General features: G+C 60.9%; 19 protein-coding genes and 5 tRNA genes. 2 read left to right on the top strand and 22 right to left on the bottom strand.

Going from position 1 to position 20,857, the window contains the following annotated elements; genetic code table 11:
* Positions 1-47 precede the first annotated feature (47 nt).
* The 9 genes from DXV50_RS02330 to DXV50_RS02290 form a co-directional block, all read right to left on the bottom strand.
* Positions 48-1,037 carry a glycosyltransferase family 2 protein gene (locus DXV50_RS02330; protein ID WP_117204604.1) on the bottom strand — a complete coding sequence of 330 codons (990 nt, stop codon included), beginning with the start codon at positions 1,035-1,037 and terminating at the stop codon, positions 48-50.
* Positions 1,037-2,080, bottom strand: a complete 1,044-nt coding sequence (locus tag DXV50_RS02325; RefSeq protein WP_198666385.1) for an EpsG family protein — start codon at positions 2,078-2,080, stop codon at positions 1,037-1,039. Before DXV50_RS02325 ends, DXV50_RS02330 begins: the two co-directional genes overlap by 1 nt.
* 65 nt (positions 2,081-2,145) lie before the next feature.
* Positions 2,146-3,150 carry a glycosyltransferase family 2 protein gene (locus tag DXV50_RS02320; protein ID WP_117204602.1) on the bottom strand — a complete coding sequence of 335 codons (1,005 nt, stop codon included), beginning with the start codon at positions 3,148-3,150 and terminating at the stop codon, positions 2,146-2,148.
* The gene (locus DXV50_RS02315; protein ID WP_117204601.1) at positions 3,151-4,257 is read right to left on the bottom strand and encodes a glycosyltransferase family 1 protein; all 1,107 of its coding nucleotides are present in this window, start codon (positions 4,255-4,257) and stop codon (positions 3,151-3,153) included.
* Positions 4,258-4,259: 2 nt separating this feature from the next.
* On the bottom strand, positions 4,260-4,952 hold the full coding sequence (locus DXV50_RS02310; protein ID WP_157966952.1) for a sugar transferase: 693 nt from the start codon (positions 4,950-4,952) through the stop codon (positions 4,260-4,262).
* Positions 4,930-5,490, bottom strand: a complete 561-nt coding sequence (gene loaP / locus DXV50_RS02305) for an antiterminator LoaP (RefSeq protein WP_117204599.1) — start codon at positions 5,488-5,490, stop codon at positions 4,930-4,932. Before loaP ends, DXV50_RS02310 begins: the two co-directional genes overlap by 23 nt.
* A gap of 208 nt (positions 5,491-5,698) precedes the next feature.
* Entirely contained in the window at positions 5,699-6,358 is a 660-nt protein-coding gene (locus DXV50_RS02300; RefSeq protein WP_117204598.1) for a CpsB/CapC family capsule biosynthesis tyrosine phosphatase, read from the bottom strand.
* A 95-nt stretch (positions 6,359-6,453) separates the two neighbouring features.
* A complete protein-coding gene (locus DXV50_RS02295) occupies positions 6,454-7,341 on the bottom strand; it encodes a CpsD/CapB family tyrosine-protein kinase (protein WP_117204597.1) in 888 nt (295 codons plus the stop codon).
* A 3-nt stretch (positions 7,342-7,344) separates the two neighbouring features.
* Entirely contained in the window at positions 7,345-8,004 is a 660-nt protein-coding gene (locus DXV50_RS02290; protein ID WP_117204596.1) for a YveK family protein, read from the bottom strand.
* A 105-nt stretch (positions 8,005-8,109) separates the two neighbouring features.
* Between DXV50_RS02290 and DXV50_RS02285 the strand changes: the two genes are divergently transcribed.
* A complete protein-coding gene (locus DXV50_RS02285) occupies positions 8,110-8,601 on the top strand; it encodes a helix-turn-helix domain-containing protein (protein ID WP_117204406.1) in 492 nt (163 codons plus the stop codon).
* 20 nt (positions 8,602-8,621) lie between these two features.
* Positions 8,622-9,473 (top strand): IS3 family transposase, encoded by an 852-nt coding sequence (locus DXV50_RS02280; protein WP_198666371.1) that lies wholly within the window; start codon positions 8,622-8,624, stop codon positions 9,471-9,473.
* A 444-nt stretch (positions 9,474-9,917) separates the two neighbouring features.
* Here DXV50_RS02280 and DXV50_RS02275 read toward each other — a convergent pair.
* The 13 genes from DXV50_RS02275 to DXV50_RS02215 all read right to left on the bottom strand — a co-directional run bounded on the left by DXV50_RS02275 (position 9,918) and on the right by DXV50_RS02215 (position 20,795).
* Positions 9,918-9,992, bottom strand: a tRNA-Val gene (locus DXV50_RS02275).
* A 79-nt stretch (positions 9,993-10,071) separates the two neighbouring features.
* Positions 10,072-11,439 carry a lysylphosphatidylglycerol synthase transmembrane domain-containing protein gene (locus DXV50_RS02270; RefSeq protein ID WP_232817424.1) on the bottom strand — a complete coding sequence of 456 codons (1,368 nt, stop codon included), beginning with the start codon at positions 11,437-11,439 and terminating at the stop codon, positions 10,072-10,074.
* 123 nt (positions 11,440-11,562) lie between these two features.
* Complete coding sequence (gene mnmA, locus DXV50_RS02265; RefSeq protein ID WP_117204595.1) at positions 11,563-12,684, bottom strand: tRNA 2-thiouridine(34) synthase MnmA; 1,122 nt, start codon at positions 12,682-12,684, stop codon at positions 11,563-11,565.
* Positions 12,681-13,922, bottom strand: coding sequence for a cysteine desulfurase family protein (locus DXV50_RS02260; protein WP_198666383.1), 1,242 nt, complete (start codon positions 13,920-13,922; stop codon positions 12,681-12,683). The genes mnmA and DXV50_RS02260 overlap by 4 nt, the downstream gene beginning before the upstream one ends.
* The gene (locus tag DXV50_RS02255) at positions 13,919-14,854 is read right to left on the bottom strand and encodes a putative ABC transporter permease (RefSeq protein ID WP_117204594.1); all 936 of its coding nucleotides are present in this window, start codon (positions 14,852-14,854) and stop codon (positions 13,919-13,921) included. Before DXV50_RS02255 ends, DXV50_RS02260 begins: the two co-directional genes overlap by 4 nt.
* A 130-nt stretch (positions 14,855-14,984) precedes the next feature.
* Positions 14,985-15,060 (bottom strand) — tRNA-Gly (locus DXV50_RS02250).
* A 252-nt stretch (positions 15,061-15,312) separates the two neighbouring features.
* Positions 15,313-16,119 (bottom strand): hypothetical protein, encoded by an 807-nt coding sequence (locus tag DXV50_RS02245; RefSeq protein ID WP_147556666.1) that lies wholly within the window; start codon positions 16,117-16,119, stop codon positions 15,313-15,315.
* A gap of 673 nt (positions 16,120-16,792) precedes the next feature.
* Positions 16,793-16,866: transfer RNA gene (locus DXV50_RS02240), tRNA-Cys, on the bottom strand.
* A gap of 41 nt (positions 16,867-16,907) precedes the next feature.
* Positions 16,908-16,983 (bottom strand) — tRNA-Gly (locus DXV50_RS02235).
* Positions 16,984-17,086: 103 nt separating this feature from the next.
* A complete protein-coding gene (locus DXV50_RS02230; RefSeq protein ID WP_117204592.1) occupies positions 17,087-17,836 on the bottom strand; it encodes an anti-sigma factor antagonist in 750 nt (249 codons plus the stop codon).
* A 46-nt stretch (positions 17,837-17,882) separates the two neighbouring features.
* Positions 17,883-20,126: a GAF domain-containing SpoIIE family protein phosphatase gene (locus DXV50_RS02225; RefSeq protein ID WP_198666381.1), complete on the bottom strand. Its 2,244-nt coding sequence runs from the start codon at positions 20,124-20,126 to the stop codon at positions 17,883-17,885.
* Positions 20,119-20,556, bottom strand: a complete 438-nt coding sequence (locus DXV50_RS02220; protein WP_117204591.1) for an amino acid-binding protein — start codon at positions 20,554-20,556, stop codon at positions 20,119-20,121. The genes DXV50_RS02225 and DXV50_RS02220 overlap by 8 nt, the downstream gene beginning before the upstream one ends.
* 148 nt (positions 20,557-20,704) lie before the next feature.
* Positions 20,705-20,795 (bottom strand) — tRNA-Leu (locus DXV50_RS02215).
* Positions 20,796-20,857 lie beyond the last annotated feature (62 nt).

Genomic DNA, 20,857 nt, shown 5'->3' with positions numbered 1-20,857 from the left:
GAACCCTAAAACTTAGTGCAATAAATGACTTGAAGCTAAATTGCAGGTCACTTCTTCAGAGCCTCTACCAACAGAATTAGAAACACAGCAAGCTTTCTAAATCGGCACTTAAGAGCAACACAGAGAATCAAGTTGTCAAATCTTAAGTTTCGTAAATACACGCGATCGAATGCACCTTCACGTTTCATCGCTGAAGAAATGGATGAAAAGTTCGTGCTCTTTTCCGAATCATCCGAATCAGATAACTCACTTAGCTTCAGGAGATATAGGTATTGATTTACCTCTCCGACCGATGCTTCTATAGAGCAGGGCCCGCCCCACTTGTTTCCATAATCGATAAGTCGACGGTTTACGCGAATAATATCTTCAAGCTGGCTAGGTTTATATCGAGCTGTACTTGACGAGTCGTTAGGTCGGTAGTAATAAAGAACATCGTTGAGTTGCATGAGCGACGAAGAAGAGTCAACAATTGGAAGCAATTGAAACAGGTCTTCCCCATGCATCAATCCTCTATATGCCCCATAGGTTGTATTTAAATCTATGTGGCAAAGCCGTATGGCTTTGCCACATAGATTGTTAAATCGTCCCCTACAGACGTAAGACTTTACAGACTCATATTTCTCATTCTCGTATAGACCAGCCGGAAGCCCGAGGCCGGACATAGTCTTAAATGAGGAGTCACGGGAGTACTGAAAGGAAACGATATCTGCATTAGTCTCCTGAATAGTCTTAGATAGCAGCATGAGAGCATCACTGCGTAGACAGTCATCAGCGTCAACAAAGACAACATATTCGCCCTGCGCATTGAGAAGTCCTCTTCTTCTTGCAAGAAGAAGACCTTGATTCGAGGTGTGAATAACCTTGACCGACCTTAGACTGTCAGCAAACTTATCTGCCATTGCAGAAGTTGAGTCACTAGATCCATCGTCAATTATCACTACTTCGAAATCTTTAAATGTTTGTTCTTTGATTGAAGACAGACACTCTGAGAAATATTTTTCGGCATTATAGGCTGGAATAATTACAGAAAATAACATTATCGAATTCCCAATAGCGTTGAAGTGTATGGATATACCTGATTACCACCATTAATTACAGTCGTCTGAACGAAATAGGCAATTAATAGCAGTAGAAGAAATACCGTGCTGTACGATTTCTTTCGAGAAGTCTTATTGGCTAGGCCCGATGCAAACAATGGATAAAACGACAAGGCGTAGTAAGAAAATCTCATAAGGCTGTTGGCAATTAGATTTAGCTGAATCAAGGCTGCGCCGATTATCGAGAAGAGGGCAAAGACGCACACATCCCTCCTGTCTTTTCCTTCATTAATTAACGAAAGCTTATTAGTTTGATATATTATCATTGAGCCAAGTAACAGCACAACTGCTGAGTAATTAAGTCTTGTCCCAGAAGCATTCAATTGATAGGAGTAGGAATCTTTTAAGAAGGAGAACACGGATATCAAGCGCTCACCAAATACGAAAACAAACAGAGCTATCAAAATGGCAATCATGATAAGCGCTAAGCTTTGAACTCTGCCGAAAAACGCTCTAGATTCGCCAATGGATTCAATCGCTTTGGATGCAGGCCAATATAACAGCGCAACAACTGCTGTTTGATGAAACAAGAACGCGGAAGCAGCAACAGTAAGACAAAAAGCAACGGGCTGCTTCTCATCAAAATACTTAAAAGCGGGGACGCACAGCGCTACTGCTATCATTTGCTTCATGGCATTTAATGACACAGGGAATAGCAGGAGCATATACGCTGCAACTGCAACCCAGGATGATCTCGGATATCGTCTCTTTGCATAGAGACAGATTGGCAATACGGTGAGACCTTGTATTAAAGCTAGATACAACTCAAACGAGCCAGTCCTTGCAATTAACCAGCTGAATAAGTTAAATCCAAAAGCTGAAATACTTGAATATGCATTTAAAAAAGACAGTAAGCTTGCCGACTTTGCAAAGTTGAAAGTCCAGTAACCATATGTCATCACATCAGTACCGATAGATAAATCTCTAACACCTGCAAAGAAGCATGGAACAAGCATTGCGCAGCAGAATAAGAGTTTTGACAAGAAGCCCCTTGTATAGTCGGAGAGAAGGGCAAGAAAAGTCGGCAACCCTATTATAACTATATAAATCATCGCATCAATCCGAAAGCTCGGCACAACAAACAGAAGATACGGAAAGGAGTCTTTCCAAGGTGGGCAATTCCAGCAGCAAAACGTTCGCGCTTTCTGGCTCTGCCATCGAACAAAACCACCCGACGATATTCTTTTAATACATGCCAAAGTTCATCTGAATCCCCACGAACAAGAAAATCGTTCGCAAGTATAGGAATCTGTGCAAACACCATTCTGCATACTGAAAAGCAGCGAGATGCAGCAGCTTTGCTTAGGTTCGGATACCAATTGCAAATATCACGATAAAGTTGATCTGCAATTTTCAGCGCTGACTCGCCTTTAATGTGTTTGTACTCTTGTCTGATAATGCTATCGCTTCTCATGCGATATGCGTACAAGTCACGACAGTCGACAATCGCAACGGAATCAACCCCGTGAATAATTTTGTAGATGCTGGCAAGATCCTCGTAATACAGTCCCCTTGGAAACGGATCAGTGCCTAATAAATCATTTGCGTAGAGGCGCCATTGGGCGGCAGTGTCCAATGCCTGATATAGCATCAAGTTTTGAACATTTGATGAGAGCAGAGCTGTTGCAGCCACCACAGAGTCAGCTGAGTTAACAAGAGCGCACTGATCACCATCATCAAAGGGTTTTCCAAAAGGAACTGCAGATATCTGGCAACCCGTCTTAAGACATGCTTTAAGAAGAACCTCAACGAAAACGGGCGATATAAAATCATCACTATCGACAAAAGAGACCCAGTCGCCGTTTGCAAAGCGAAGACCGTAATTTCTAGCATCAGACAGTCCACCGTTTGGCTTGTGGAGCACCCTTGATCTCAGATCCCTCTTTACAAGCTCATCGCACAAATCTCCTGAGCCGTCTGTCGATCCATCATCAACGAGAATAATCTCCAGGTGTTGATAGGTCTGATTGCAAATGCTGGTAAAGCACTCCTCAAGGTATTGCTTTACGTTGTATACCGGCACGATGACCGAAACGAGATCGTTAGGCCCCATCTAACAGTCCTTATATAGCTTTTCGTATTTCTCGGTCAGTAAATGAGCTTGGGCATTGATGTCATAGTTAGCGAACCGACTGGGAATAGTCAACTCCCGCGACACCAAGCCATTGGTAGACAAATTGCACAGTCCATCAACCCAAGGCGCGAAATCATCGATCGTGAGAAACTCGTTCTTCCCCGACATGTCAACCTCACGGGTAATCGCATCGCTGAAAAGACAAGGCAGCCCAGCAGCCTGCGCCTCGACGCCGACGACGCAGAGTCCCTCGTAAAGGCTCGGCAGCACGAACACGTCGAAGGCCGAGTACAGCCGGTCAACGTCATCCCTTTGCCCCAAGAACTTCACGCGATCCGCAAGGCCACGTTCGGTCACTTTGATCCTTATGGAGTCTTCGTCTTCGCCGGTGCCAACCAGCAGGAGAATTGCGTCATCGCAGCACTTGGCCACCTGCTCGAACACATCGATTAGGAATCTATGGTTCTTCTGGGCCGTGAAGCGACCAACGTGACCGATGGCAAACTGATCGTCGACTAGGCCCAGGTCAGCCCGTACCTGCGCGCGGGCCTCGGCATCGAAAGAGAAGCGGTCCAAGTCTATGGCATTGTAGATGATATCGAAATTCGTGTCCTTACCGAATAGCCACTCGCCGGCACGTTTGCCGCAGGCAAAGCAATGCGTGGGATAGCGGTTGGCCTGGGTCTTGAGCATAGCTTTTAGAGTATTTTTTACGTACTCGCCCTTGCCTGAGGTGCTGTGGCTGTGGGCGATACGCACAGGAACGCCAGCCTTCTTTGCAGCACGAAGCGGGAACACTGAAAGGGCGTTTATATGACTGTGGACAATCTTCCAACCCTCCTGCTTGAAGAGACGCTGAAGACCACGTTGGTATTTGAGGACGTGCTGGTACGGCGATATCTCAAAGACACGACCTCCCAGTGACTCAATCTCCTCTCGTGGCACGAGAGTCGAGTCCGCATCAACGAGGAAATCAAACTGCACACGGGAACGATCAATGTGGCGATAGTAATTCATCACCACAGTCTCAACCCCGCCGCCATTCATCTTACCAACGACTTGCGCCACTCTAATCGGTTCAGGCATGACTACTTCCCCGTCTTCTTTTTGCCGAACATCACACCAAAGGTGCCGAAGAACACGTCTACGTCGGACTTAAGACAAGCAGTGCTTGCGTAATTAACCTCAATGCGCTGACGCTCGCCGTTTTCGAAGGTAGCCTGATTGCGAGGACCGGCTTGCCATGCACCCGTAATGCCCTGAGGCACGCTCAAGAGCTTTGCGCAGTCCTCGGGCGTGTAGTTGTTGAGCTCGTCAAACGTAATGGCCCTGGGCCCGATGACGCTGAGCTGTCCGACAAAGACGTTCAGGAACTGCGGGAGCTCGTCAAGGCTCGTCTTGCGAATGAACTTGCCGACCTTGGTGATGCGGGGATCGTCATCAACCTTGCGCTCGCGGTTCCAGACAACGAGCTGCTCGGGCGTCAGGTACTTCTCCACATCGTCAGCATCGGCAACCATGCTACGGAACTTGTAGATGCGGAAGGGCTTTCCGTTCTTGCCCACACGTACCTGGGAATACATAGGAGCGCCCTTGGTATCAATCGCAATGGCGACCGAAAGGATGGCACAAGGAATCAGCAAACCGGCAACGGCAAAGCCACTGAAGACGATGTCAAACGAGCGCTTGACGACCTTGTATCCAAGGGACCTTGTATCAAGAGACTTGCTAGCCTCAGCAAACTCTGGCGTCCCAGGCTCAGGAAACGTCTTTGCGCTCACCGTCTTGTTGCTCTGACTTTCCAACAATTCCAAGACCAACCTTTATCGTGACCGTTCTGCCACATATCTGGAGCTCCAAGATGGCAAGGCTTTTGTGGCGGTTGACGCGCTTGATGAGCGCGTCTCGCCCGACGAGGGGTCCCTCGGTGACCACGACGCGGTCACCCTCCATGACTCCCATGGACATGGGGATGATCCTTCTGCCCTTCTGGGTGAAGGTTCCTATCCACTCTACGTCGCGCTCTTCCAGGGGTGCGAAGGTCTCTCCCATGGTCAGCAGGCGCGTGAAGTCCGGGATTTTACGGAGCGTCTGCATGAGGAGCTCCGGCTTGGCGGTGTCTACGATCACGTATCCGGGAAGGAGCAGCTGCTCAACCTCTAGCCACTCTCCCTGGAACTTCTTCTGCGTCTGGTACCTGGGAGTGAAGCACTCCCCCACCAGGCCCTTGGGCGCCACGCGCTCTATGAGCTCGCACATGGCGCGCTCCCGGCCCGTCTGGACCTGTACCACGTACCATGTAACCTTTGATGTAGCCATCCTTGGAACTCCCTCAATGCCTAGGGCTCCGCCCTTGGCTCCATCGCTAGGTAAGAGACCTATTCGTCCTCCTGGCACCTCAGGCGTCCTGCACCAGACACGGTCCACCTCGGAGCAAGATATGTTGGATCAGGCGTGGGCCTTCTCCCTTGGGCTCGCTCCGTCCGCTGGGACCAAGTGAGCCCAAGGGAACCTGCCCGCGCACGCGCTAGACGCGCATGTGGGCTCCCCTCGTGGGGTACTCCGCCACCGCCTTGGCAAGCAGGGCGTAGTGCTCGGGCTTGTGGGCGTCGCTCGCAATGTAGCGGTAGAGGAGCTGGTCAAACATCTTCTGCGCGGGCTTCTTCGCTCTCCCCATGCGGCCGCCGGCGATGAAGTCCGCGGAGGCCTGGAGCTTGCAGCCCATCTTGAGGAGGTTGCGGGCAATCTCCGTGTTCTGCTGGATGGCGCGGTAGCGCTCCGGGTGGGCGATGATGACGTCATAGCCCATGCCCTGCAGGACAAAGATGGTGCGCTCGTAGTCTTGGAAGTCCGCCTCTGTGCAGCGGGTGTCAAGCTCCAGCAGGAACTCGCCCGTGCCCTCAAAGCCCAGATAAGGCGCCCACTCCTCAAGGCCCAGCTCCATGAGCTTGGTGTGGTTGACCTCAAAGCCCATGGTTATGGGGAAGCCACCGGCCGCCTCCTTGAGGCGGTGGTAGGCATCCCACAGGACGTCCAGGTCCTTGAAGTAGGGGCTGCGCACGTGGGGAGTGCACACGATGCTGGTCACGCCGGCCTGCTTGGCAGCGTCCAGCATGACGAGGCTGGTCTCCATGTCTGGGGACCCGTCGTCAACGCCGGGCAGGATGTGGCAGTGCATGTCTCTCATCGTGCGTCACTCCCTTCTGGGTGCGTGTGGTGGGTGGGTGCGGCGGGGGCGCGTGGCTTCCGGAGCGCCGGAGTGGCCGGGCTTCTCGCCTTTGGCTACTCCTCGGTGTAGGTGCGCGGGGCGTAGCCGGTCTGAGCCAGGAACTGGGAGGTGGAGTCGGGGGACGCCACCGGCTGGCCCTGGGGAATGGGCTTCAGGCCCGGAGCCGTGGTGGGCTGGCTCTTGGGGACCGCAGGCGTCGTCCTGGGGCGCGGGGTCTGCTGGGCCGGAGCGTTGCTGAGCTGCGGGGCGTCAGCGTCGGCGCCGCCCTTGCTCAGCTTCTTGCCGTCCTTTGAGTAGTACTCGTAGTAGTACTCGGACTTCTTGTCCTCGCAGTAGTTGAGGACGGTGCCCAGGACGTTGGCCTCGGCCTTCTTGAGCTGCTCGTAGGCAGAGAGGACCTCCTCGCGGCGCACAAAGTTGCGGCGCACCACCAGAAGCGTGCCGTCTGCGATGGAGCCAATGACGGCGGCGTCGATGAAGGCGGAGAGGGGCGGGGTGTCAAGGACCACGTAGTCGTACTCGTCCTTGAGGCGCTCGATGAAGGAGCAGAATCGCTTGGAGCCCAGGATGTCCACTGGGTTGGGAATGTGGGGCTCTGAGTCAAGGAACCAGACGTTGCGGGTGGACGTGCGTACCACGGCGTCGTCAAGGTCAACCTGGCCGGAGAGCACGGCGTAGATGCCGTTGCGGGCGTGGGTGCCCAGGGCAGCCGCAAGGGAGCGACGGCGCATGTCGCACTCCACGATGAGCACGGTCTTGCCACCGGAGGCGAGGGCCTGGGCGAGATTGGTGGCGATGGTGGTCTTGCCCTCGTTGGGGATGGACGACGTCACCACGATGGAGCGGACGGGGTTATCCACAGAGGCAAAGCGGATGTTGGTTGCGAGCGTCTTGACGGCGTTCTGGATGAAGACGCGATCGTCCTGTGCCTTCTTGGCCATGGATTATCGCCCTCCCTTCATGGCGGGAATGCGGCCGATGACGGGGACGCCAAGGAGCTCCTCGAGGTCCTCCTCGCCGCGGACCTTGGTGTTGAGCATGTCGGCAACGACCACGATGGCCACGGCGGCAAAGAGGCCGGCGAGAAGGCCGACGGCAATGTAGAGCGGGCGCTTGGGGCCGCTGGGGCTGGTGGGCACCTTGGCGGAGTCAACGACGTTGACGGAGTCCACGCTCATGACCTCGCGGGCCACGCCAGAGACCTCCTCGGCCATCTTGTTGGCGACATCGGCGGTGCGCTGGGGGTCAGTGCCGGTGACCTCGAGCGTGAGGACGCGGGAGGTGGTGGAGCTGGTGATGGAGGTGGTGTAGCCCTTGAGGTCCTCAAGGCCCAGGGCCTTTGCGGTCTCAAGCACCACGCGGTCCGACTTGAGGAGGGTGGCCACGTCGTTGGTGACCATCTGGGAGGCGGAGAGGTCTGAGCTCAGCGAGTTGCTGTTGGCGTTGTCATGCTGGACGAGCACGTACATGCTCACCGAGGCGGTGTAGGTGTTCTTCATTGCCACGAAGGAGTAGCCGCCCACCGTGAGGGCACATACCAGAGGCATGATGATTACCAGTTTTAAATGCTTCTTCAGCAGGTGCAACAGTTCCAACAGTGTCATGGCGCGCGATTCTCCCATAGGCCGTCTTTCCCACGTCTGGCCGGACGGCCCGTCCTGACGTGAACTGCCTCCCATTTCTTGGACACGAGAAATGGGAGGCTTTTTATGCGTGTCGACTTGAGGGTGAAGCACGACATCGAGGCCAGGAAGGCGGCGATCGGGCTCTTCGAGCGAGGCAACGGCTACAAGTCTGCGGCGAAGGCGCTGTCGGTCCCGCGCGGAACCGTGAGACAATGGCTCTGCGTATACCGGTCGTTCGGAAGCGGGGTGCTGCTATCCATGGACGGCAAGCAGGCCAGGTACACATACGAGCAGAAGGTCGCCGCAGCCTCCGCCGTGGTCGACGGCGGCATGACGAAGGCCGAGGCGATGGCGGCGTTCGGCATAATGTCGATGTCGCCGCTCAAGAAGTGGTGCGCGCTATACCGCCGGGGCGGCGCGGAGGCCCTGCGCCCGAGGCCCAAGGGCCGGCCGAGCGGTTCCAAGGCGAGGCCGCGGACCCGCGAGGAGGAGCTCGAGGAGCGCTGCCGAAGGCTCGAGACCGAGGTGGCCTACCTAAAAAAATTGCGTGCCCTGGTCGAGAGGGACGGGCTCTGACCAGGGCGAAGGTCGAGGCCGTGAGGGTCCTGCGCGAAGAGGGGCACGGGCTGGGGCGCCTGCTGGAGTGCGCCGGCATGGCCCGGTCCAGCTACTACTACGCGCTGTCGCACCCGAAGGCTCCCACCAGGCCCGAGCTCTGGGAGGCCGCCGCCGAGATATTCTCGCGCACCGCCAACGGGTGCGGCCACAGGCAGATCGCCATGTGCCTGCGCGCCGAGCAGGGCGTGCGCATAGCCTACAAGACGACGCTGAAGATGATGCGCGAGATGGGCATCAGCTGCGGGATCCGCCGCGAGACCGACTACCACAGGTACAACTCGTACAGGGGCAAGGTCGGAAAGACCTTCGAGAACGTCATCGGCAGGGACTTCGCCGCCGACGGGCCGTGGGAAAAGATGGGCACCGACGTCACCGAGTTCAAGCAGCCCTGGGGCAAGGCCTACTTCGCGCCGGTCTACGACTTCGGCAGCAAGGAGATCGTCGCCTGGTCCACGTCGCTGCACCCCAACATGGCTCAGCAGCACGAGCTGCTCGACCAGCTCGTGTCCAAGAAGCCCAAGGGCTCCAGGCCGATCCTGCACTCGGACATGGGCTGGCAGTACCAGCAGGCCGGTTGGTGCAGGCGGTTGGAGGAGGCCGGCGTGGTGCAGAGCATGTCCCGGAAGGGCAACTGCATCGACAACGGCGCGACGGAGCAGGTGTTCGGCCACATCAAGGACGAGTTCTTCCGTGGAAGGACGTGGCCGGACTTCGAGTCCTTCAAGGCGGACCTCGACGACTTCGTGGTCCATTGGAACACGAGGAGGCGCCAGGTTAAACTGAAGGGACTGACCCCGGAGGAGTTCCGGAGACAGTCCCTTGCGGCGTAGTTCTTATTTAAGCCGTCCAAGTTTTGGGGTGCAGTTCAACGTGGGAGGGGGTATTTTGCTCCCTTTAAGATACCGCGTGTACCCCGGGGCACACAACATAAACTTATTTCTAATTCGACGAGGGGGGGGGGGGCAGGTTGGAAACCGGTTGGCCAGCGTAGCGTTGTACCTGCCTTTTGCTTCTGATTTTGATTGGGTTTTGTTGATGCGGGGCCACAAAACAGCAGGTAGGTTAGGACGCACCCGCAATTATTAGCCGCTTGTACAACCATGTTTGGACAAACTGGAGGCGGGGGTCCGCGCAATGGCCACGACGCCGCTTTGGCAGGCTTTTGTTGCGCAACTTTTGCGTCTGCGGTGTGGGCGGATCGCAGGAGCCGTAAGGCTGGCCGCACACACAAAAGCGCCCCGCCGGAGGAGGACTCCGACGGGGCGCAGACTTTGTGGTGGGCGTTACAAGATTTGAACTTGTGACCTCTTCCGTGTCAGGGAAGCGCTCTCCCCCTGAGCTAAACGCCCGAACTTTGGTGACTCGCTGCTGGGGTTGCAGCAAGGGATAGAATAACCCAACGGCGTCCGCCAAGGCAAGAAGTATTTTCTACTTCTTTTTGGCGGCCGCCTTGCCGGCGGCGATCTTTGCGGCAACGTCAACCTTGGCGGAGCCCGTGCCGGAGACCGAGGTCCTTCTCGCCTTTGGCTTGGCTGCCGCGCTGGCGCTGGCACCGCCCGACTTTGCCTTGGGCCTGATGGTCACGCCGCCGGAGGCCTTGCGAGCGCCCGCGCCCCTGAGGCTGCCCGTCTCCACAAACCCGTTGATGCGGCCAGTGATGCCGCCCCACAGGGCGTCCCAGCGTCTGCGGATGCTCACGCCGCCGTTGGAGCGCATGCCCATGCAGGGCGCGGCGATGAGGACCGGCAGCAGGTACTCCACGGCACGCCAGATGACAAAGCCCGCCGCCAGGTGCTGGCCGAACATGTCGCGGAAGAGGTAGGCAAAGCCCACCTCCGCGCCGCCCGTGCCACCGGGCAGCGGGATGGCGTTGATGAGCAGCTCCAACATGGAGCCGCTGGCCAGGCAGACGATGAGGTCGGCGGGCTCGCCAAAGGCCCTCAGCACAAAGAACGGCAGGGCGTACATGCAGCCGAGCTGCAGGAGGGTGACCACCTCGGTGGCCAGCATCTCGCCAACGTTTCCGCAGGCAGAGCGGAAGGCGCTGGCAAACTCCATGACCTGGGTGTTGACCATCTCGTAGTACTTGTTGAACTTCTCCTCCTTGAGCCAGCCGTGGCGGTTGGCAAAGCGCAGGGCCCAGTTGCCAATGGCCATGACGGGCTTGGGGAAGAGGCACAGGAAGAGCACGGCGCCCACCTGGACCACCTTGAAGCCAAAGAGGAAGAGGCCGATGAGCGTGACGTCGCCAAACTGCTCGTAGAAGTAGTTGCCGCAGAAGAGCAGCATGATGGCCGCAAAGACGCCCTCACCGGCCTCGTAGAGCACGAAGCGCGTGAAGTTGAGGGCGCTGGCCTGGCCCACGGAGAGCCCGGCGCGCGTGAGGCGGTAGATCTGTGCCGGGGGCGCCGCCGCGCCGTTGGGCGTGAGGCGCATGAAGAAGACGCCGGAGGCCTCCACGCTCATGAGGTCGCGGATGCCCACCGGGGAGTCCGGGTCTGCGATGACGGAGAGCACGTAGGCCAGCACGCCAAAGACGTAGTAGAAGAGGAAGCAGACGACGCCCGCGGTGACCCAGCCCAAGTCGACGCCGGCAAGCGAGGTCACAAACTCGTCAAACTGGCCCGAGAAGACCAGGTACGCCACGTAGGCAACCACCACGAAGGCGAGAAACACCAGGCTCTTGCGCACCTGGCCCATGGACTCGCGGTCAGCCGCGGCGTCCTCTGCGGCCGCCTTGGTGGAGCGGGCACCGCTGACCTTGAGCTTGACCTTCTTCTTGGGCTCCTCGGCCACGCCGACTCCTTTGGTAGTCCCTTGCGCGCAGGGCGCCTAACTCTCCCATGATACCCCCGGCTGGGCTTGGGCCGTCGGCTGGGAGCGGCGCGGCGAAAAGTTGACAAAGGGACTGTCCCTTTGTCAACTCTTAGAGACGATGCCGCCGCCCAGGCAGGTGAGGCCGTCGTAGATGACGGCGGACTGGCCGGGGGCCACGCGGCGCTGGGGTTCCGCAAAGGTCAGGTGTGTGGTGCGGCCGTCCGGGTCGGGCTCCACCCGTACGGGCGTGAGGGGACCGGTGTGGCGGGTGCGCACGAGGTACTCCCCCGCCGCGGGCGCCGAGCCGCCAATCCACATGGCATCAGTCAGATCGACCTCCGCCGAGAAGAGCGCAGGGCTCTGGTGGTCTGCGGTGACGTAGACCACGTTCTTCTGGACGTCCGTGGAGACCACGTAGCGGGCGGGGCCGCCGCCCAGGTCAAGGCCCTTGCGCTGCCCCACGGTGAAGAGGAAGGCCCCGTCGTGGTGGCCCAGGACGCGCCCGGTCTCCCACTCCACGATGTCTCCCGCGCGACGGTCCAGCGTGTCAAGCAGGAAGGTCCTGATGCCCACCGGCCCCACGAAGCAGATGCCGTCGGAGTCCGGCTTTGCCTCCACGCCCAGGCCGCGCTCGGCGCACATGCGGCGAACCTCAGCCTTGCTGGGGACGTTCCCCACCGGAAAGAGCGTGCGGGCCAGGACGTCCGCGCCCACGCGCCACAGGAAGTAGGTCTGGTCCTTGTGCTCGTCGGCGGCGCGCAGGAGGCAGACGGGCCTCTCGGCTGCGGACTTCTGGCCCGTGCCCTTCTCGGCGGCAGGGGCCACGCGAGCGTAGTGGCCCGTGGCCACAAAGTCCGCGCCCGCGGCAAAGGCGCGCTCCGCGAAGGTGCCGAACTTGACGGTCTGGTTGCACATGACGTCCGGGTTGGGCGTGTAGCCGCGAGCGTAGGCGTCCACCAGGTAGTCCACGACGGTGGCCTTGTACTCGGCCTCGCAGTCCCAGACCTTAAGGTCGATGCCCAGGGTCACGGCCACACGCTCGGCGTCCGCGAGGTCATCTGCCCAGGCGCACTTGAAGCCGGGCAGGTCCCGGGACCAGTTGCGCATGTAGACGGCCGTGACGTCGTAGCCCCGCTCAACCAGCAACGCGCAGGCAAGCGCCGAATCCACGCCGCCGGAAAGGCCGGCAAAGACCCGCTTGCCCTTGCTTGCGTTTGTGCTCACTGGCGCCTACCTCCCATGATGCGGGCGGCGTTGGCGGCCGCCTGTCCGTCGGAAATCCCCAGGCGGGACATCTCGGCCCGCACGACGCGGGTCACCGCCGCAACCGCGTAGTCCACCTCGGCCTGCGTGGTGGGGCGACCGAGCGTCATGCGCAGGCTTCCGGCGGCGGCCTCCTCGGGCATGCCGATGGCACGTAGCACGTGCGAGACGCGCATCTTGCTGGCCGCGCACGCGGAGCCCGTGCCCACGCTCACGCCCTCGCGCTCGAGGCCAATCACCAGCCGGCGTGCCTCCAGCCCGGGAAAGCTCACGTGCAGAAGCCCGGGCAGGCGGAACTTCTCCTTCTTGGGGCCGGAGACCAGCGCCCAGGGAAACTCGCCGAGAAGCCCGCGCTGCAGACGACCCCTGAGCGCCGACAGGCGGCGAGACTCCTCCCGGCGGCGGCCGCAGGCAAGCTCCAGGGCACGCGCGAACCCAACGATACCGGCGACGTTCTCGGTCCCGGAGCGCAGGCCGCCCTCCTGGCCGCCGCCCAGCACGAGCGGGCGCAGGACCACGTCGTCAGAGGCCCAGAGGAGCCCCACCTGCTTGGGGCCGCCGATCTTTGCGGCAGAGAGCGTCAGCAGGTCGCAGCCGAGCGAGCCCACGTCCACGGTGAGGCAGCTTGCCGCCTGCGAGGCATCGACATGCAGATAGGGCGGGGTGAGGTCGCCGGCGGCAAGGCGCTTCTCGCGAAGGCCTGCCATCATGCGGGCAAGCTCGCGCACGGGCTGCACGCAGCCGATCTCCCCGTTTGCGAGCGAGACGGAGACTAGCTGCGTGGCGGGCGTCACCGCGGAGAGCACGTCCTCGGGGTCGACGCGGCCGTCCGGGCCCACTCCCACGATGGCGTGCGAGCGGGCCTCGGCGCAGGCGAGGACGCTCTCGTGCTCGATGGCGTCTGTGACCACGTGGCCCTCGGTGGCGGCAAACGCCAGGTTGTTGGCCTCGGTCGCACCGGCGGTGAAGGTCACGTTGCCCGGACGGGCGCCGATGCACCGGGCCACCGCGGCTCGGGCGGCCTCCACGTCCGCGCGGACGTTGCGGGCCAGCGCGTAGGGGGCGGAAGGATTGTAGAAGCGGCCCGTGAGGTAGGGCGTCATGGCCTCCAGGACCTCGGGGTCAAGGGGAGTTGCGGCGGCATAGTCCAGATAGGCAGAGGTTGCGGGCTCTGCGGACGCGGGCTTCTCGACAATCACTGGGCGGCCTCCCCAGACTGGTCCTGCTGGGGGGCGCCGCTCTCTATGACCATGTTCTGGAAGCGACTGGAGATGAACTCGTCGGTGTAGTTGGTGTCCACCCAACGCTCGAAGGCATTGGCCGCCGGGACGCCTGCGTCGCGAGCGGTCTTGCGGTTGAAGCAGACCAGCGTCATGCCGATGTCGGCCACCAGGTAGACGGCCACGAGCGTGACGAAGAGCACCTGCCGCTTGGAGGTGGGCATGCCGATCTGGTAGAGCAGGCGCGGCATGACGCTGCGGGCCCAGACCAGGCCGAGGATGCCCCAGAAGAAGAGAAAGCGCCAAGCGACCCACTTGGTGATGTGGTCGGGCAGGAACTCGTAGGTCCAGGAGGTGGCGTTGAAGAGCTCCTCCATGGCCCAGCCGGTCAGCTGCTCCAGGCCGCCGCCAATGCAGGCGGAGGCCAGAAAGATCTGGAGGCTGCCCGCGCCGTGGCGGCGCAGCTGGAAGCACAGGGCGGTGAGAAGGACCGCACCGGTGCCGTAGAGCGGGCTGAAGGGGCCCCAGACCAGGCCGACGCGGTTCTCGGTGAGGCCCGCCGTGAGGAGCATCCAGATCTCCTCGAGCAGAAGGCCGGCCATGCAGCCGACGAAGAAGATGATGATGACCTGGTACCAGCCCAGGTGCATGCGATCCAGATACTCGTTGACGGCCTCCTTGGAGGCGCGCCAGCGGGCAAAGACGCGGCCGAAGCCGCGGACGTCCTTGGCACGGGCGAGCTCGCGCTCCAGCACGTCCTCGGAGCCCTCGAGCGCCTGCTCGGCACGGCTTACCTCGTGGCGGTCGAGCTTCTCGCCCTGAGAGAGCCAGTCCCAGAAGTACATGACCACGCGAACGAAGCCCTGCACCACGGCAAGGAAGAACATGAGCGAGACGATGGCAAGAAACATGGGACCCTCCGAGACCCCCTGGCGGGCGGCAGAAGCTGACGTCAACCTTAACCTTACCCGCTATGGGGCTCGGGTGTCGACCATATGCAAAAAGGGCCGGTCACCTAGATGACCGGCCCTTGTGCTCTCATGGAGCGGGCTACGGGGTTCGAACCCGCGACCTCCACCTTGGCAAGGTGGCGCGCTACCAACTGCGCTAAGCCCGCGACGCAAGGAGATACAATACGGGAATCTTGCCTCCCGCGCAAGTGGGAATCTCAACTTTTTTGAAAAACGGAGGGTCTACGCGAGAGATTTGAGGGCTCGGACTACTACGTTTGCGTTTTGTTACAAGGGCCCTAAATATCAGCCCTTCGGCCCCTTCTGCCAACTGGGCAAATGCGCGGCAGTTTTGCTTGCTTCTTGGCAAGCCCAGAGCAAAAACGCAAACGTAGCAATTTGCACGCCGCAAAGGCCACTCAAACGTGGTGGATGGTCTCCCAGGGCGCAAGAACCTCAGTCCGAAGCCCAACGGTCGCCTTCTTCACGGCCTCCGTCCGACTCTCCAGGGTCAGTCCCAGCATGCCAACAAGGACTTTGACAAACGAGTCGAACCTGGCGGAGTCGCTTAGCTGGTCAAACGTAATGGGGAGCACATCCAAGCCCATGCCCCTGAGCGCCGTGGTCCGCTCGGAGTCAGACAAGAAGCTGTCGGCGTTCTGATGAACCATGGTGCTCTGACATTCAACGTCAATCCCCGCCTCTTCCCAGAACAGATCGCAATAGCAGGCGCTCTTCTTAGAAAGCAACCTTCCTCCGGTGTTGAGCCTGACCTTCCTGTTAGCCTCAAAGCCGCCAATGCCATACCCGCCCATGCTACTAGGAAGGCCAAGGAGCATGGCCGTCTGGACCTCGAGGGGTGAGGCAGCGTTTGGAACCAGGAGCTCGGTCGCCTTGACAAGGCGCACGACTCCCCTCTTTGCCCCTGAGTCAGCGGCAAAGGCGGCAAGTTTGTGGGGAGTCGTCAGGGGTGGGCGGCTCCATAGGTTCCCGAGGTTGCCGCTAGCGTCCACAAAGGGCTTCCACCCATTGACCGTGGGAATCTTCTTGTCTGCCTTGATGATTCTCTGAAGAAACGCCTTGATGGGTTGGGAAGGCTCATGGACGGCGAAGGAGCCACAGAGCTCGGAGGCCATCATGATAGTCAGGGGAAGGCTGGCCCTTGCGGCAAGCTGGAGCATCGCAAGCTCCGGGGAGGTAACGCACACTTCGTCGTAAATCTCCACGGTAGAGCCAAGCGGAAGCTTGCGAGTCCAAAGGCGAGGTCGAATGAGAGTCGAGGAATGGCAGCCCGAATGGCGGTCGGTCAGGACGTCGACCGCTCCCTCGTGACCCGCGGCAAGAATGGGAGCTACGGGAAGCAGCTCCTTGGCAGAGGCGCCGAGGTGCCTTGTGCGAGGACTGGGCCTCAGGAAAGAATTGCACAGGGGAAGCGTCTCGACGACCTCGGACCTCAGCGTCCTCAGCTGGTCGGGCGTTGCGATTTTGCGCAAGGTAGCATCATCTTCCTCACCTACGAGAAGAAGACGCACTATCGGCGGGATGCGCCAATAGTCAAATGCCGTTATGTCGCAAATTGTGGTAGCCATTTTCAGAAGCTAGCACGTACGTGAATCCGGGTAACCCAGAGCCTCCGCAAGTCCGCCAAACGGTGGGAAAACGACCGGAAACGCTCGAGTTGGGGCTTCCGCGGGCTCCGCTGATGCTACGTTTGCGTTTTGTAACGGACCTTCCAAGTATCAGCGCGCCATACGTCGCCGCCAACTGGGCAAACGGAGCAAGAGAGTGTTTGATACTCATGGGGTACACAACAAAACGCAAACGTAGCAATTAATTAGGTGGAACAAGCCCCTATAACGCAAAAAGGGCGCCTGCGAATGCAGGCGCCCTGTGCGCTCTTGGAGGCGAAGCCCGGATTCGAACCGGGGGTGAGGGCTTTGCAGGCCCCTGCCTTACCACTTGGCCACTTCGCCGATATGAAAAAGGCCGATCGAGACCGGCCTTGGTGCTCGCATGGAGCGGGCTACGGGGTTCGAACCCGCGACCTCCACCTTGGCAAGGTGGCGCGCTACCAACTGCGCTAAGCCCGCGTGCGCAAGGAGTAATATACGGAAACTCAGCCGCCCGCGCAAGCAAAAATTTGGACTTCTTTGCAAAAAAGTTCGTTTGCGCAGGTAGATGCCATAGAAATAATCAACGGGCAACAACGCTGTTAGAGAAGAGCTTGACCAGGTGCGTAACCGAGCCCTCGCCCGTGCTCTTGGGAGAGATGCTCGCCGAGTCCGTGAGCATGCGCATGAGCTTGATGCCGCGCCCGCGCTCGGCGTCGGCGGCCGCCTCCGGCAGTTCCTCGTCCGGACCAAGCGAGAAGCCCTGGCCGCAGTCGGCGACGTCGACGACGACGCGGTCCGCATAGGCGGCAACCGTCACCAGCACCCCACGCTCGCCGGCGTGGTCCACGGCGTTTCCCAGGGCCTCTCCCACCGCGAGCGTGAGGTCAAAGACCTCGTCAGCCTTAAGCGGCAGTCCCTCGCAGAGGCACTCGACCCGCCCGCGGACCTGGGCCATCTGACCTGCCGCCACGCGGAAGGTGCGCCTCCACTCCGGAAGCACCGAGGGGTCGAGTTCGCGCACGCTGCGGCGCACGCCTGCGCGAGAGACGGGCATGAAGTCCATCACGCGCATGAGCGCGAGGGCGCGGTACACGCGCGGCGCCACGTTGACCAGCGAGATGAGCCCGCCCTCCTGGCGCATGTGCTTGAGCTCGCAGATGATGGTGCCCATACCCGCAGAGTCCACGTAGCCGGCATTGGCCATGTTGACCACCACACGGTGACAGCCCCCGTCGATGAGCCCCTCCAGGGAGCGCTTGAGGGCGGGCGCCGCCAGGACGTCGAGGTCTCCCGGGACGGAAATGGTCGCTATGTTGGCTTCTGTTTTCATAGGGGGTTTATTCCCCTGCGCGCGCCGTCCTATGCCCTCGTCGGCGTCACTTGTAGCTCATCTTTGGCGGGAGGCCTCCCAGCTCGTCAAAGCGAACGGCGACCATGGCCACGTCGTCGTCCAGGCGCTGGCCCGTGAAGGCGTCCAGGGTGGCCAGCAGGCGGTCAAGAAAGCCCTCGAAGGGCTTGTCGGGCGCGGACTCGCGCATGAGCATGTCTCGCAGGCCCTGCTCGCCAAAGAAGGCCCCGCCGGGGTCTCTTGCCTCGGTGGTGCCATCGGTGTAGAGCATGAGGACGTCGCTCTCCCCCACGCTCACCACGCCGTCCTGGTACGAGATGTCCGCGAAGGCCCCCACCACACCGGACTGAACATCCAGCATGGAAATCTCCTGCGCGCCGGCACGCACCAGCAGCGCGGGCGGGTGACCCGCCGAGCAGTACGTAATGGTGGCCGCCCCCAGGTCGATGATGCCCACAAAGAGCGTGGCAAAGGTCTCCAGCCGAGAAAAGCCCAGAAGGAAGTCGTTGAGCGAGCGCACCATGCGCGCGGGGGTCAGCCCCTCCCAGGCGTAGGCGCCCAGGGCGGTCTTGACGGCGGCGGAGACCGAGGCGGCCTCAACGCCCTTGCCCGAGACGTCTCCCATGATCACGCAGGCGCGCCGGTCCGGCAGGCGGATGAGGTCGTAGAAGTCTCCGCCCACGAAGGCCGCCGCGGTGGCGGACGAGTAGAGCCCCTGGGCCGTGAGTCCTTCCACCTTCTGGAGCTCGTTTCTCATGCCGCGCTGCAATGCCTGGGATATGCGCTTGTCCTGGGCGCGCTCGGCCTCGCCGCGGTAGATGTCGCAGACGTCCTGGGCGAGGCGGAGAAGAAACCCGTGCTCGACCTCGTCCAGGGGCTCCTCGCCGTCGGGCCGCAGCACCAGGAAGGCACGCCTCTCCCCGGCCAGGTAGCCCATGTCCACGAGGGCGCCCACGCAGGGCTCCCCCAGGTCGCGCAGGGTCTGGGCGAGCGGGCTCTCCGGGCCGACGTCGGTCACGCAGGCGCCCTCCTCATGGGCGGCCACGTCCTCGCCGAGGGTCTCGGCCACCGGGATGGCGCGGTGGCCGCACAGCGGTAGGTCGGCCACGACGACGCTCTGGTGCTCGTTGACGCCCAACGGCACGAGGGCCGCCTCGAGGGCGTCGGCGGCATCCGCCAGGACGTCACGAACGCGCTGCTCGACGTCCTTCTCGCCCGAGGCTCCCATGAGCTCCTCGCGCAGGTCCGTTCCCAGCGCGTCAAAGCTCTGCGCCCGCTCCGCCCGCATGGCCGAGAGGGCGCCCACAAGCTGCACCGAGAGGTAGTGGGCCACGGCGTCCAGAAGCTTGGCGTCGTCCTCGCGCAGGGGGTGCATGCGCTCCCAGCCGACCTCGATCATGGCGATGGCGCGACCGTCAAACCAGACGGGCACCACGATGAAGCTGGTGAAGGGCGGCAGGCGTCGGGCGGAGATCTTGAGGACCTCGTGGGTCTCCTCGTTGATCACCTCGCGGTTGGAGAGGCGACCCTGGCGCAGGGCCTCGCCCGCGGGCGGCAGGACGCGGATGCGCTGGGCCATTCCCGAGCGCGCGGCAAGGGTCTCCAGACCGCGGCCGTACTCCATGAAGCGCGGGGCGCGGGAGGCGTCCACGCCCTCGGTGGCGCCGCGGAGGTGGAACCCGCCTACGTCGGCGATGTAGGCCAGGACGCCGTCAGCCTCCATGGTCTCGCAGATCTCCTCCAGAGCACGGCCAAAGAGGCTGCCCACGTCCTCGTAGTCCAGCGTGTCCAGCACGATGTTCATGGCGCCCGCCAGGCGCTTGTTGGCGCGCCGGAGCTCCGCCACGGTCCGCTCGGTCTCATGCGCGGCCGCCTCGGCGTCGCCGGCAAGCCTCGCCACCAGAAGGTAGGTCTCGCCCGGGGCATGGACGGCGTCGCAGCGGACGCGCACGGCCGAGAGGTGCCCCCCAGCGGTGCGGCAAAGCACCAGGGCCCCGGAGCCGTCCACGGGAAACGGCAGGTCCTGGGCGCAGAACGGCACGTCGGCAACATCTGCCTCAAGCTGGAAGAGCCCGCGGACGTCAGAGCCCACAAGGCCCTCCGAAGCCGAGAAGAACAGGGACGCCGCCTCGTCGTTTGCCAAAAGCACCCTGCCGGCGCCGTCGAACGCCACGACGGCGTCGCCGGTGAGCTGCAGCAGGCGCGCGAGGGTTCCCGAGAGGCTCCCCTCGCCGATGCCCTCCACGTGACGCTTTCCCAGAGCCTTAGGCACGTGCCACCTCGTCGGGGTCGTAGAGGTCGGCGGCCGTCAGCAGCGCCAGACCGCTCTCGCGCAGCTTGATCTCAAGGGGCTCGCCGGTGACCTTGATGATGTCCGCCGTGCGGGAGTCGACGCAGCAGGTGTAGGCGTACTCCACGTTGAGGTCGCAGGAGGAGAGGCGGTCAAGTAGGGTGCCCAGGGCGCCAGGGACGTTTTGCACCTCGACTGCCACCACGCGCGTGCACATGGCGTTGTAGCCAGCACCGCAGAGAAGCTCTGCCGTGTGGCGGGGCCTGTCGCAGATGACGCGGATGATGCCAAAGTCAACGGTCTCGGCAACCATGAGGGCGTGGATCTGAACGCCGTTGTGGCCCAGAAGGCCGCACATGGCGGCAAGCTTGCCGGGGCCATCGGGAAGGCAGACGGTGAGCTGCTCGATCATGGGACGCTCCCCTCTCTTGGGAAACCTGCTCCTGAGCGAATCTTACGGCCGGACACGGCGCGCGGCCCCTTCCGTAACAATGATGACGCCACGGAACCGCATTGTTAACGAAAAAGCGGGCCACCCGAAGGTGACCCGCTTGATTTCGTGGTGTCGGAGGCGGGACTTGAACCCGCACGACCTTTTAGTCAGTCACTAGCACCTCAAGCTAGCGCGTCTGCCAATTCCGCCACTCCGACTTGCTTGCTCGGTTGCTGCGTTGCCGCCGCCCCCTTGCGCGAGGAGTAATATAGCACGCTCC

Origin of the sequence: Paratractidigestivibacter faecalis, assembly GCF_003416765.1 — a bacterium.
GTDB classification, from domain to species: Bacteria; Actinomycetota; Coriobacteriia; order Coriobacteriales; family Atopobiaceae; genus Paratractidigestivibacter; species Paratractidigestivibacter faecalis.
The sequence above is the reverse complement of the archived record's forward strand: the minus strand, read 5'-3'. Positions and strand labels throughout refer to the sequence as shown.

Excerpts from the sequence above, each read along its gene's own strand:
- DXV50_RS02330 (WP_117204604.1), bottom strand. The coding sequence starts at position 1,037 with ATGTTATTTTCTGTAATTATTCCAGCCTATAATGCCGAAAAATATTTC.
- DXV50_RS02320 (WP_117204602.1), bottom strand. The coding sequence starts at position 3,150 with ATGGGGCCTAACGATCTCGTTTCGGTCATCGTGCCGGTATACAACGTA.
- DXV50_RS02295 (WP_117204597.1), bottom strand. The coding sequence starts at position 7,341 with ATGGCCAAGAAGGCACAGGACGATCGCGTCTTCATCCAGAACGCCGTC.
- DXV50_RS02220 (WP_117204591.1), bottom strand. The coding sequence starts at position 20,556 with ATGATCGAGCAGCTCACCGTCTGCCTTCCCGATGGCCCCGGCAAGCTT.
- DXV50_RS02300 (WP_117204598.1), bottom strand. The coding sequence starts at position 6,358 with ATGAGAGACATGCACTGCCACATCCTGCCCGGCGTTGACGACGGGTCC.
- DXV50_RS02285 (WP_117204406.1), top strand. The coding sequence starts at position 8,110 with ATGCGTGTCGACTTGAGGGTGAAGCACGACATCGAGGCCAGGAAGGCG.
- DXV50_RS02255 (WP_117204594.1), bottom strand. The coding sequence starts at position 14,854 with ATGTTTCTTGCCATCGTCTCGCTCATGTTCTTCCTTGCCGTGGTGCAG.
- DXV50_RS02315 (WP_117204601.1), bottom strand. The coding sequence starts at position 4,257 with ATGCCTGAACCGATTAGAGTGGCGCAAGTCGTTGGTAAGATGAATGGC.
- DXV50_RS02230 (WP_117204592.1), bottom strand. The coding sequence starts at position 17,836 with ATGAAAACAGAAGCCAACATAGCGACCATTTCCGTCCCGGGAGACCTC.
- loaP (WP_117204599.1), bottom strand. The coding sequence starts at position 5,490 with ATGGCTACATCAAAGGTTACATGGTACGTGGTACAGGTCCAGACGGGC.
- DXV50_RS02290 (WP_117204596.1), bottom strand. The coding sequence starts at position 8,004 with ATGACACTGTTGGAACTGTTGCACCTGCTGAAGAAGCATTTAAAACTG.